General features: G+C 66.8%; 10 protein-coding genes. 6 read left to right on the top strand and 4 right to left on the bottom strand.

The window, feature by feature from the left end:
- Positions 1–78: 78 nt before the first annotated feature.
- The 3 genes from ACLMAL_RS26065 to ACLMAL_RS26055 all read left to right on the top strand — a co-directional run bounded on the left by ACLMAL_RS26065 (position 79) and on the right by ACLMAL_RS26055 (position 3,794).
- A complete protein-coding gene (locus tag ACLMAL_RS26065; RefSeq protein WP_412001472.1) occupies positions 79–624 on the top strand; it encodes a lipoprotein LpqH in 546 nt (181 codons plus the stop codon).
- Between the two features lie 137 nt (positions 625–761).
- Complete coding sequence (locus tag ACLMAL_RS26060) at positions 762–1,565, top strand: hypothetical protein (RefSeq protein WP_412001471.1); 804 nt, start codon at positions 762–764, stop codon at positions 1,563–1,565.
- A gap of 165 nt (positions 1,566–1,730) precedes the next feature.
- A complete protein-coding gene (locus ACLMAL_RS26055) occupies positions 1,731–3,794 on the top strand; it encodes a PhoX family protein (protein ID WP_412001470.1) in 2,064 nt (687 codons plus the stop codon).
- 89 nt (positions 3,795–3,883) lie between these two features.
- Here ACLMAL_RS26055 and ACLMAL_RS26050 read toward each other — a convergent pair whose 3' ends face one another.
- Together ACLMAL_RS26050 and ggh are read right to left on the bottom strand one after the other, a co-directional pair.
- Positions 3,884–4,630, bottom strand: coding sequence for a glycoside hydrolase family 25 protein (locus ACLMAL_RS26050; RefSeq protein ID WP_412001469.1), 747 nt, complete (start codon positions 4,628–4,630; stop codon positions 3,884–3,886).
- Positions 4,631–4,728: 98 nt separating this feature from the next.
- Positions 4,729–6,066, bottom strand: coding sequence for a glucosylglycerate hydrolase (ggh, locus tag ACLMAL_RS26045; RefSeq protein ID WP_412001468.1), 1,338 nt, complete (start codon positions 6,064–6,066; stop codon positions 4,729–4,731).
- 281 nt (positions 6,067–6,347) lie between these two features.
- Here ggh and ACLMAL_RS26040 point away from each other — a divergent pair, with 281 nt between their 5' ends.
- Both ACLMAL_RS26040 and ACLMAL_RS26035 read left to right on the top strand, forming a co-directional pair.
- Positions 6,348–7,043 (top strand): SDR family oxidoreductase, encoded by a 696-nt coding sequence (locus ACLMAL_RS26040; protein ID WP_412001467.1) that lies wholly within the window; start codon positions 6,348–6,350, stop codon positions 7,041–7,043.
- Between the two features lie 165 nt (positions 7,044–7,208).
- Positions 7,209–7,997, top strand: a complete 789-nt coding sequence (locus ACLMAL_RS26035) for a polysaccharide deacetylase family protein (protein ID WP_412001466.1) — start codon at positions 7,209–7,211, stop codon at positions 7,995–7,997.
- A gap of 113 nt (positions 7,998–8,110) precedes the next feature.
- On the opposite strand, the gene leuS is transcribed toward ACLMAL_RS26035, so the two are convergent.
- Positions 8,111–10,954 carry a leucine--tRNA ligase gene (gene leuS / locus ACLMAL_RS26030; RefSeq protein ID WP_412001465.1) on the bottom strand — a complete coding sequence of 948 codons (2,844 nt, stop codon included), beginning with the start codon at positions 10,952–10,954 and terminating at the stop codon, positions 8,111–8,113.
- A 351-nt stretch (positions 10,955–11,305) separates the two neighbouring features.
- Here leuS and ACLMAL_RS26025 point away from each other — a divergent pair, with 351 nt between their 5' ends.
- Complete coding sequence (locus ACLMAL_RS26025) at positions 11,306–11,713, top strand: SdpI family protein (protein ID WP_412001464.1); 408 nt, start codon at positions 11,306–11,308, stop codon at positions 11,711–11,713.
- Positions 11,714–11,827: 114 nt separating this feature from the next.
- On the opposite strand, the gene ACLMAL_RS26020 is transcribed toward ACLMAL_RS26025, so the two are convergent.
- Positions 11,828–12,211, bottom strand: coding sequence for a cupin domain-containing protein (locus tag ACLMAL_RS26020; RefSeq protein WP_412001463.1), 384 nt, complete (start codon positions 12,209–12,211; stop codon positions 11,828–11,830).
- Between the last annotated feature and the right edge of the window lie 99 nt (positions 12,212–12,310).

Here is a 12,310-nt window from a genome sequence, read left to right as displayed (position 1 = left end):
ATCGGTAGGGCGCGACCGGTTCCTACCTTTCTCGTATCGGCTCCACACCGGGGCCGGACGAAGCAAAGGAACGAAATCATGAACACCAAGCCGGCTCGCATCTCCGCCGCCGCTCTTACCGCCGCCGCCGCGCTCGCCCTGTTCGTCACAGGTTGCAGCGACGACGCGAGCACCTCGCCCGCCGCTCCTTCGGCCAAGCCGGCCACCTCCGCGGCGCCGTCCGGTCCGGCAGCGGGCAAGTCGGTGGCCGCGGTGGACGGCAAGGCGCTCGAAGGGAAGTTCGAAACCCTCTGCGCCAAGCAGGGCGGCACGCTGGCCCTCACGCTCAACGACACCAACAACGCGACCTACGGCACTCTCGGCGTCAGCGCGTCCATTTCCGGCACCGACACCGTGGACGCGGTGGCGATCGCCGGCAGCAAGGGTGGCTCCAACGGTCTGCCCTACGCGCTGGGCTTCGGCAACGGCATGCCGGGCGGCTCGGCCAAGCTCGTCAAGGACGGCAACACCTACAAGATCACCGGTGAGGGCGTCGGCGGCCCCGACATGAGCAACCCGCTCGCGGGCCCTACGACGGCGAAATTCGACATCACCTTCGCCTGCTCGACGGTCGTCGGCGGCTGATCCGCGACCAGGCGCCGACTCCGCTCATGCCCGGCACGTCCGCCGCCGCCCCGTCATTGCGAGGGGTGGCGGGGCGGCCCGGGCGTGCGCGGGCCGACGGGTCATCCACACACCCGCTTACCCACCGAAGGCACATCATGAAAACCATCGCCCGCTCTCTCGCCGCCGCATTCGGCATCTTCTCCGTCGGCTTCTATCTCTGGCACGGCCTGACCTATGTCCCCTCCGGGGCGTACGACGACGGCATGCTCGCCTGGGTCGGTCCCCACATGGCGCTGCCGATCATCGCGCTCACCGTTGTCCCGCTCGTTTTCGCGTTCACCGGCGAAGGCATCCTGGAGGCGTTCACCGGGGGCAACAGCTCCTCGTTCCGCAACGGTCTCGTCGGGATCGGCACCATCAAGTCGTTTCGGCAGACCGGGCTGAGCGTCAACGATCAGCCGCAGGTGCGCATCGAGTTCAGCGTCGAGGGCGTCGACGGCAAGATCTTCGATTCCGCAGCGAAGCTGATCGTCCCGCTCACCGAACTCGCCCTGCTGCAGCCCGGCGTCGTGCTGCCGGTGCGTTATCTGCCGGGTCGAACCGACAAGGTCGAGGTGGATCGCTCGGGGGACACCTCGGCTGCGCAGCAGGCGATGAACGAGTCCATGATCCGAAGGGGATTCACCACCAAGGGCAAACTCGATATCGCCGCCCGCGGCATCACGGCCCAGGCGGTGGTGCAATCGCTCGCCGTGCCGGGCGAAATCCGCAACGGCCACTCCAAAATCGAACTCGGGCTCGTCGTGACCCGGCCCGACGGAACAACATTCGCCACCCGAGTCGAGAAATTCCTGCCACCGGCGAGCGTGGCCGGAGTTCAGGTCGGCCGCATCCTGCAGGTCCACTATCTGCCGGAGAACGAACAAGAGGTCGTGATCGCCCTGCAAGTCAATGCCTGACCGCAGTACGAATGTCGCTGTCGCTCCATTCCGGAGAGCGAGAGCGACATTCGTGTTTTCGCCGGCACTGAGGGTCACCTAATTGGTCGATCGTTCATCTGAGCGTTTCCTGGGAATAGCCTGCGGCGTTTACCGTGCGCGCGTCGGACCAATCCAGGAGTCGCCGTGAAACCTCTCGCCCTCTTCGTGAAGCATGACGGCCAGTCGTCGCGCGCTTCCGTCACCTGTGAATACAAATGCGCGAACGCGTGCTTCCACGAGGTGCCCAACACCTCCGGCGGTGCATACTTCGGTGACATCGTCAGCTCGCTGAACCGTCGTGGGCTGATCAAGGGCGGCGCCGCGGCGGTGCTGGCAGTCGGTGCGGGCAGTGTGCTCGCGGCCTGTGGTGACGACGCCGCGGCCGGCACGCTCACCCCGACCAATACCCCGGCGGGCCCGGTGGGTACCGGAACCGGCTTCACCGCCGTCGCGCCGAACAAGGAAGACGCGATCGTGATCCCCGAGGGTTACGAGCAGTCCGTGGTGATCCGCTGGGGCGACCCGCTCTTCGCCGACGCGCCGGCCTTCGACTTCGAGAAGCAGACCGCTGCCGCGCAGGCCGTACAGTTCGGCTACAACAATGACTTCGCCGCGTTGCTGCCGATCGAGGGCCAGGCCAACAGCTATCTGCTTGTGGTCAACCACGAGTACACCACCGGCCCGCACATGTTCCGCGGCTACAACAAAGAGTCGCCGACCGACGAGCAGATCGCGATCACCATGGCCGCGCACGGCTTGTCCGTGGTCGAGGTCAAGGGCGAGGCGGGTACCGGCAAACTGACCCCGGTCTTCGGCAAGTACAACCGCCGCATCACCGCGACCACCGAGTTCGCGCTGACCGGTCCGGCCGCAGGCAGCGCGTTCGTCACGACCACCGCCGACCCGACCGGCGCCAAGGTGCTCGGCACCTTCGCCAACTGCTCCGGCGGCGTGACCCCGTGGGGCACTGTGCTTTCCGGCGAAGAGAACTTCAACGGCTACTTCGCCAACGGTGACAAGGTGTCGGAATCGGCGGATAAGCCGCGGGTCAAGCGATACGGTTTCACCAAGGGCGGCACCCCCAACCAATGGGAGCGTGCGGACAAGCGCTTCGATCTCGCGCAGGAACCCAACGAGGCCAACCGTTTCGGCTATGTCGTCGAGGTCGACCCGTGGGATCCCACCTCCACCCCGATCAAGCACAGTGCTATGGGCCGCCTCAAGCACGAGGCCGCCACCATTTATGTCACGAAGAACGGCGACGTCGTTTCCTACACCGGTGACGACGAAAAGTTCGACTACATGTACAAATTCGTGTCCTCGCGCAAGATCCAGTCGGGGACCGGCCAGGCGAGCAGGCGCCACAACCTGACCATTCTGGACGCGGGCACGCTGTATGTCGCCAAGCTGACCGGCAACCATCCGGACAAGGTCGACGGCAATGGCACGGTGCCTTCGGACAAGGGCTTCACCGGCACCGGCGAGTGGCTTCCGCTGCTGGAGACGGGTGCCGACGGCAAGGGCAAATCGCTCGTCGAGGGCATGAGCGCGGCCGAGGTCGCGGTGTTCACCCGGCTGGCCGCCGACAAGGTCGGCGCCACCAAGATGGACCGCCCGGAGGACTTCGAGGCCAATCCCTACACCGGCAAGGTGTATGTCGCGCTGACCAACAACGACAACCGCGGCAAGGAAGGCAAGCAGGGTCCCGACGAGGCCAACCCGCGCAACCTGAACAAGAACGGTCAGATCCTCGAAATCGACGACGACCACACCGGGACCAAGTTCACCTGGTCGCTGCTGCTGGTCTGTGGTGACCCCGCCGCAGCGGACACCTACTTCGCCGGCTTCGACAAGACCAAGGTCAGCCCGATCTCCTGCCCGGACAATCTCGCGTTCGACCCCTACGGCAACCTGTGGATCTCCACCGACGGCAATGCTCTGAAGTCGAACGACGGTCTGTTCTCCGTGGTGCTCGACGGTGCGAATCGCGGTGAGACCAAGCAATTCCTCACGGTGCCGCGCGGCGCCGAGACCTGTGGTCCGATCGTCACCGAATCGCGAGTCATGGTGTGCGTGCAGCATCCGGGCGAGGCCGACGACGCGACCCCCGAGAACCCGTTGTCGCACTGGCCCGACGGCGGCGACAAGCAGCCGCGGCCCTCGGTCGCGGTGGTATGGAGGAAGGGCGGCGGCCGCATCGGTGTTTAATCGATCGGCAGGCCGCCTGCTGTGAAGGAAACGAAACCGCTACTCATCCTGCAGGGAGTAGCGGTTTCGTCTTTTTCTGCCGCGGCCGCTCAGCTGCTGCCGAGCAGGCCGCTGATGTGCGCGTAGCGGGCGAAATCGCCTTGGGCGCCGCTGTATACGTTCACATCGGTGCCGCCCGCGATGCCGGGAACTTTGCCACGGTCGGTGGTCTGCCAGAACGTCCAGGTCGGCCAGCCGCCGGGCACCTCGGGTTGGTCGTTGCCGCGGTAGTCGGCGATCCAGAGCGGGTAGTGGACGAACTCATCAGTGTTCGCCATGGCGGTCTTCCAGAAGTTCGGATAGGTGTAGATGATCGGGGTCCGGCCGGTCAGCAGCTCGACGGTTTCCAGGTAGCGGCGGGTCCAGTTGATCAGCCGCGCCGGGTCGAGGCCGCCCGCGTTCTCCATGTCGAGCACCGGCGGCAGATCCAGCGGACCGTTCTGTCCGAGCACTGTCGCCGCATACAGCGCGGCCTGTGATTGCGGCGGCAGGCTCGGCTGGGCATAGTGGTAGGTCCCGCGTGCGACGCCTGCCGCGCGCATCAGCAAGCTGTCCTGGATGAAGTACGGATTGACGTAGTTCAGACCCTCGGTGGCCTTCACCATCGCGAAGTCGTGGCCGGAGCGTCGGACCGCGAACCAGTCGATGAACCGGCCGTCGAGATGCTGCCAAGACGAGACATCCGGTCCGCTCGGTGCGGCCGTCGCGGTGCCCGGCATGGTTGCGGTGAGGATGCCGCCCACAGCGATCGCGGACAACGCAAGAGCGTGAGTCGATCTCCAACGAGTGCTATCCATGCTGTTCGACGATAGCGGCAAGCTCTTGATGTGGCCAGTGTTGCGCATGATGCATTTGCGCAATGTTCACCGAAGACTGTTCACGGTGTCCGGTTGGGTCAGCCGAGCCAATCGAGAACCGAGGCGGCCGTCCAGGACTGCTGCATGCTGCCGAGCGGTGCGCCGGTGAACGGCTCGTAGTACTCGGCGAAGCTGCCGTCGCTGGCTTGGCGCAGCCCTTCGGCGCGGAGCATGAACGAGCGTTCCGCCCAGCCGCGGCGGGCGAAGACCCAGGAGAACAGCCAGCTCATCACCGGCCAGACTGGACCGCGCCAGTACTCGCGGGAGCGGAAGTCCTTCGAGACGGGCGAGGTCGACGGCGGTAGTGCGTAGCGCAGGTCGGGATGGCCGCAGAAGCGCGGGCCTTCGAATAGTCGCAGCAGGCTGCGTTCGGTGTCGCGGGGCAGACCACCGCACAGCAGCGGTGCGAACATCGACAGCGTCTCGGTGCCGATCCAGCGTTGCAGCCGGACGTCGAAGTCCCGCGCCGCGCCGGTGCGCGCGTCGGTGGTCGCGACAACGCCGGCGCGGAAGCGCTCGGCCCAGGTGTAGAGGTCACGCACATCGGCGTTCGGCTGCTTGTACTCCTCGCCGATATGGGCGAGCACCTCGCAGGCCAGCGCGAAGATCGCGGTGACGAACACGTCCTCCACCGCGAAGCTCATCGTCGAGGACAGCTGGTAGTCGTCGTATCCGGCTCGGCGCATCTGCTCGACCAGCCACAGATAGCGGTCGTATTCGCGGTCGCTCGGTCGCTGCGACCGGTCGGCGACCACCAGCACGTCTTTGCGTCGATACGGCGGCAGGTCGCCGACGACCACGTTCTGATAGGCCCGATCCCAGCGCGGCGAGTTGTCCATGCCCGATTCCCAGCCGTGGTACAGCGTGATCCGGCCACTTTCCTTGGGGTCGCGGGCGTGCGCCATCCAGCGATGCCAGCGCACCAGATCCGGCCAGCGACGGTTGAGGAATTCCTCGGCCACCGCCCTGGTGCTGCGCCCGTGCCTGCGCGAATGATCGAGGATCCGCTGCACCGCGATGGCGTGCACCGGTGGCTGGGTGATGCCGGAGGTGTCCGGGCCGTCGGGCGCGTTGGCGGCCAGCTTCCGGCATTCCCACCGGGCCGGGCCGGGGAAGTATCCGTCGACGCCGTTGGCGAAGACGATGTGCGGGATCATCCCGTTCTTCCACTGCGCCGAGAGCAGCGTGTCCAGCTCGATGACCGCCCGCTCGACGCTCAACGGGGCGAGGCCGACCGCGACGAACGCGGCATCCCAGCTCCACATGTGCGGGTACAGCCGTGGCGCCGCGCTCGTCATCGTGCCCAGATCATTGCCCCGCAGCAGATAGGCGGCGCGGGCCGCGAGCTGTGTCGGGGTGAAACCCGGGTGTGCCATGCCCCTATTCTGCGATGACACCGGAAGGTATGCCCGCTCGGCGGTGTCTGGCGTTGCGTTCGACACAGCACCATGCAGGTCGCTCGGAACAGCATTTCCGGTGGCGACTGCTGGCAGGTCGCTCGAAATAGCACCGGTCGCGCTGGCCGACTCGTATTCGGTGGAACTCACCCGTGCCCCGTCCGTGGAGATTGTTATACCAACGTATCCATGCATCGCTGCGCATGCGGGCCGTGCTACGGGTTTTCCGGCGAGTTTTGCAAAACTACTACGGTGGGCCCATGACCTCCGTCGTGACCAGCACTCCGAAGCCGACCGCGCTGATCACCGGCGCCAGCCGCGGGCTCGGTGCCGCCATCGCGCGTGCGCTCGCACCGACGCATGATCTGCTGCTCGGCGCCCGCTCCGCCGCGGCACTGGGCGACATCCAGCGCGAACTTCCCAGCGCCACAGCGTGGCCCGTCGATTTGACCGACTATGCCGCGGTGGCCGCGGCGGTCGCGCACCTGCAACGACTGGATGTGCTGGTGCACAACGCTGGTGTGGCAGATCTGGGCACCATCGCCGAATCCTCGGTGCAGCAGTGGCGACATACCTTGGAGGCCAACGTGATTGCGGTTGCCGAGCTCACCAGGCTGCTGCTTCCCGCACTGCGCGTGGCCAACGGCCATGTGGTGCTGATCAATTCGGGGGCGGGGCTGCGCGCGAACCCGGGCTGGGCGTCCTACGCCTCGAGCAAGTTCGCGCTGCGCGCCTTCGGTGACGCGTTGCGGCTCGAGGAACCCGCACTGCGCGTGACCTCGATCCACCCCGGCCGGATCGATACCGACATGCAGCGCGAGATCATCGCCGGTGAAGGTCGCGAGTACCGGCCCGAGGAATTCCTCACCCCGCAGACCGTCGCCGCGACGGTGCGCAATGCCATCGACACCCCGCGCGACGGGCACCCGACGGAGATCGTGCTGCGGCCCTACTGAGTGCAGGCGGGCCGGGTGCCGTCGGTATCGAGTCGACGACTCTAGTGCACATCGCCCCAGATCATGACGGTTTATTTACGTGTGCGCGGAATTCAACTCCAGGACAGATTCGCTCGGTACAGTCCCGACTGGTTACATGTTTCGAGCAGAGCTGAGGGTTCCAAGGTGGACAGACGTCGGTTGTTGTCGATGCTCGCCGCCGGCACCGCGGTCGCGTTGACCGGCGGTGTGGTTGCGGAGGGCGCGCCGATCGACAGCGGGTCCGCGGGCGGCGGGCCGATCCTGCCACCAGCGCCGCGGTTGCCACCCCCGCCCGGTGGGCCGAAGACGCCGATTCCGGCGTCGACCATCACCGCGCTGCCCGGACCGGGCAACACCATGGCGCTGACCGTCGACGACGGCGCCAGCCCCGACGTGGTCGCCGCCTACATCGCATTCGCACGTGACACCGGCGCCCGGTTCACTTTCTTCGTGACCGCCTACTACGACTCGTGGAACATGCACCGGAATGCGTTGCGGCCCTTGGTGGAGTCGGGGCAGATCCAGCTGGCCAACCACACCTGGGACCATCCAGATCTGACCAAACTGTCCGGCTCGGCCGTTGCTGCCCAGCTGAATCAGGCAAAGAGCTACCTGCACAACAACTTCGGCGTGGACGGAACGCCGTACTTCCGGCCGCCGTTCGGCAGGCACAACGGCACGGTGGACCGGGTGGCCGCGGACCTCGGATACACGGTGCCGACCATGTGGTACGGCTCGCTGTCGGACTCCGGTGTGATCACCGAGGATTACCTGATCGAGTGCGCCCGTAAGTATTTCAACCCGCAGACCATTGTTATCGGCCACGCGAACGCACCTGCGGTCACACATTGCTACGGACAGCTGGTCGACATCATCAAGGAGCGCAACCTCGCACTGGTCACGCTGAACGACGTCCTGCTCCCGCCGCGCTGACCGAACGTAATCGACTGCCGCACTTCGGTCGGTCCGAGCACCGCAATCGACTGCGCGTCCGACCTTCCCGCGCCGCCCGGAAAGGAATTCCGGCGCGGCGCGGGAGTCGGAGGTCACGCGACGATGTTCACCAGACGCCCCGGCACCACGATCAGCTTGCGCGGCGCATTGCCGCCCAGCAGCGCGGCGATCTTCTCGTCGGCGAGCGCGGCCGCCTCGATGGCCGCGTTGTCGGCATCGGCGGGCACCTGAATCCGGCTGCGCACCTTGCCGTTCACCTGGATCGGGTACTCGACCGACGCGTCGACCAGCAGCGCGGGATCGGCGACCGGGAAGGGGCCATGGGCAAGCGACCGGGTGTGGCCGAGACGTTCCCACAACTCCTCCGCGATGTGCGGGGCCATCGGCGCCAGCATCAGCACCACCGGCTCCACCGCCGACCGCGGCGCGCCATCGGGGTAGGTCTTGGTGAGATGGTTGGTCAGCTCGATGAGCTTGGCCCCCGCCGTGTTGTCGCGCAGCGCCGCCAGATCCTCGTCCACGCCCGCGATCGTCTTGTGCACAAGGCGCAGCGTCTCATCGGCCGGTGCGGCGTCGGTGACCCGCAGCGCACCGGTCTCCTCGTCGACCGCCAGTCGCCACACGCGCTGCAGGAAGCGGTGCGCGCCGACGACATCCTTGGTCGCCCACGGCCGGGAAGTGTCGAGCGGCCCCATCGACATCTCGTAGAAGCGGAAGGTGTCGGCGCCGTACAGATCGCACATCTCATCGGGAGAGATGGCGTTCTTCAGCGACTTTCCGATCTTGCCGTACTCCTGGAACGCCTCGATCTCGGTGCCGGTCTGGTCGGTCCAGAAGAACTTGCCGTCGCGTTCGGTGATTTCGGCGGCGGGCACGTAGGCGCCGCGCTCGTCGGTGTAGGCGTGGGCCTGGATGTAGCCCTGGTTGAACAGCCTGCGGTACGGCTCGAAACCGGTCACATCGCCCAGGTCGAAGAGCACCTTCTGCCAGAACCGTGCGTACAGCAGGTGCAGCACCGCGTGTTCGACGCCACCGACATACAGGTCGACACCGCCTGGATCGTCTACACCGTGCTCGCCGGTGCGCGGACCGAGCCAGTACTCCTCGTTCTCCTTGGCGCAGAACGCTTCGCTGTTGGTCGGGTCGGCGTAGCGCAGTTGGTACCACGAGCTGCCCGCCCAGTTCGGCATGACATTGGTGTCGCGCCGGTACATCTTGGGGCCATCGCCGAGATCCAGTTCGACATTGACCCAGTCGGCGGCCTTGGCCAGCGGCGGGGACGGCTCGGAGTTCGCGTCGTCGGGATCGAAGGTGACCGGCGCGAAGTCGTCGAGCTCGGGAAGCTGCACGGGCAGCATGGATTCCGGCAGCGCGTGCGGTGCGCCGTCTTCGTCGTAGACGATCGGGAACGGCTCGCCCCAGTACCGCTGCCGAGCGAACAGCCAGTCGCGCAGCTTGTATTGGATGGTGCCCTTGCCGTGGCCTTCGGTCTCCAGCTTGGCAATGATGGTGGCCTTGGCCTCCTCGACCGACAGGCCGTCGAGATAGCCGGAGTTCACCAGTGCGCCGTCGCCGGTCACCGCCGCGACGGTGATGTCGCCGCCCGCGATGACCTCGACGATCGGCAGCCCGAGCGCCGAGGCGAAATCCCAGTCCCGCTGGTCGTGGCCGGGTACCGCCATGATCGCGCCGGTGCCGTAGCCGCTCAGCACGTAGTCGGCGATGAAGACGGGCACTTGTGCGCCATTGGCCGGATTGATGGCGTAGGTGCCGAGGAAGACGCCGGTCTTCTCCTTGTTCTCCTGGCGCTCCAGATCCGACTTGGCGGCGATCGACTTGCGGTAGGTCGCAATGGCTTCCGCGGGTGTCGCGCTCTCGTTGGACCAGCGCGCATCGGTGCCGTCGGGCCAGGCGGCCGCGGTCAGCTTGTCGACCAGCTCGTGTTCGGGGGCCAGCACCACATATGTTGCGCCGAACAGCGTGTCGGGCCTGGTGGTGAAGACCTCGATCTGTTCGCCCGCCGCGTCGAACTTCACCTGCGCGCCACGGGATCGCCCGATCCAGTTGCGCTGCATGGACTTCACGTTGTCCGGCCAGTCCAGCCGATCGAGATCGTCGACCAGCCGGTCGGCGTAGGCGGTGATGCGCATCATCCACTGCCACAGGCGCTTACGGAACACTGGGAAGTTGCCGCGCTCGCTGCGGCCCTCGGCGGTGACCTCTTCGTTGGACAGCACGGTGCCCAGGCCGGGGCACCAGTTGACCACCGAATCGGTCTGGTACACCAGACGATAGGAGTCCAGCAGCGCCGTGCGCTCGCGGCCGCTCAGCGCGTCCCATGCGCTGCCGTCCGGTGTCGGCCGTGCACCCGAGGCGAACTGGTCCTCGAGCTCGGCGATCGGGCGGGCCCTGTCCATTTCCAGGTCGTACCAGGCGTTGTAAATACGCAGGAAGATCCACTGGGTCCAGCGGTAGTACTCGGGATCGGTGGTCGCGAACGTGCGCCGCCGGTCGTGCCCGAGCCCGAGCCGGTCCAGCTGCCGCTGCATGGTGGCGATGTTGGACTCGGTCGTCACCCGCGGATGGGCGCCGGTCTGCACTGCGTACTGCTCGGCAGGCAGGCCGAAGGCGTCGTAGCCGAGCGCGTGCAGCACGTTGCGCCCGTGCATCCGGTGGTAGCGCGCGAAGACGTCGGTGGCGATGTAGCCGAGTGGATGCCCGACATGCAGGCCCGCGCCGGAGGGATACGGGAACATATCCTGGACGAAGAGTTTGTCCGCCGGGGTCGCACCCGCGAGCGGACCGACCGGGTTCGGTGCGTGGAAGGTTCCGCGCTCCGCCCAGATCCGCTGCCACCGATCCTCGATGCGGACGGCGAGGCCAGCGTTATACCTGTGCTCCGGTACAGCGCTTTCGGTTGCACGAGTGTCCTGCACGGTCCTGCCTTCTTATTCGCCGATCCCCGACATAACTACCGTCTATCAGGGTAGAACGTCCGGGTCGCAGGACCGAAAATCGGGCCGGACCGGGATTCCCGCAGCGCACCCGCCGCGCCGCGCGGCGTTCGGCCGGACGCATTGGTGCTCTTGTGCCGCAGCGGTTTCCGGACATCCCCACCGGTCGGCACGAAATCCCGGGCACCCGGTGATCTCGGGTGGTTGCTGTGCCCGCCGGCTGCGGGGCGGCAATGTGGAATGCGCCTGACCGGGGTGGTGCAGCGCCAGGTGCTGGGCGGTTGCGGGGGAGCGGCCCGTCGCCGCTCGATGACAGTGCGATAGCCTTCTCGGGTGTTCGTCGTCGCTCTTGTCCTGTTCGTGCTGGCCCTCGTGGCCATCGCGACCGGCGTGCTCGGACTGACCGGCAAGCTCCCGCGCAATCGCGTCGTCGGGGTGCACACCGAAGCCGCTCTCCACGACGAAGAGACTTTCCGCATCGCGAACCGTGTCGCCGCACCCACCTCGGTGGCGGCAGGCGCCCTGCTCTTCGCCGGTGGTCTCGTCGCCATGGCCGCGAGCACCCTCCCCGCGCTCATCGTGGCGGCGGGCACTGCCGTCGTCGCGCTCTTCACCCTCGGTGCGGGTGCCAATGCTGCCGCGCAGGCGGTCGCCGCCGTGGTTCCCGCCGAGGAAGTCGGCGGTTGTGGCCAGTCCTGTGGTGCGTGCTCGCTGCGCGACGCCTGCTTGCCCGCAAGCTGATCGTCGGGCGAATGCGGCCGAGCCTGCGCTGATCGCACTTTCCGGCACTGTCGCTGTTCCGAAGCCTTACCTGTGCTGACGTTGCACCGAGTCTTTTGCTGCGCCGTGGTCTGCTCAGTCGGCGCAGCCCGGCGGGGGCACGCTGTGTGCGAGCGGACTGCCCGCGGGGTTGAGATAGAGCACGAACAGGGTGACCGGAGTGGTCCCACGATTGCGGGCGACATGGGGATGGTCCGGGCCGCTGGGTTCTCTGAACAGCCGGCCGCGTCGATAGGTGACCGGCACGCAGTCCGCGTAGGGATGGTCGAGGGTGCCGCGCGCGACGAAGACGACCAGGGTGCCGTCGTGGTAGTGCCAGCCGCTGGTGCCACCGGGCTCGATGACGGTCTGCCGCGCAATGACCTCGCGCCGGCCGATGGTGAAACGGGCCAGCACCCGGCTGGCCGTGCGGTGGGCCGGTGCCGCATTCGGGCGTAGGCCGCGATCACGCCGGATCATCACAGCTCCATGGAACCATCCGCAGTTGTTCGAGCGGCGCTCGACGATCCCATGCAACGGCCGCCCCTGCGCGGCGCTGCACAAGGGGGCCTGCGTGGG

The sequence above is a fragment of the Nocardia sp. CWNU-33 genome (assembly GCF_046764895.1).
Classification (GTDB): domain Bacteria; phylum Actinomycetota; class Actinomycetes; order Mycobacteriales; family Mycobacteriaceae; genus Nocardia.
Note: the sequence above shows the minus strand (reverse complement) of the source record. Positions and strands in the feature narration are given on the sequence as shown.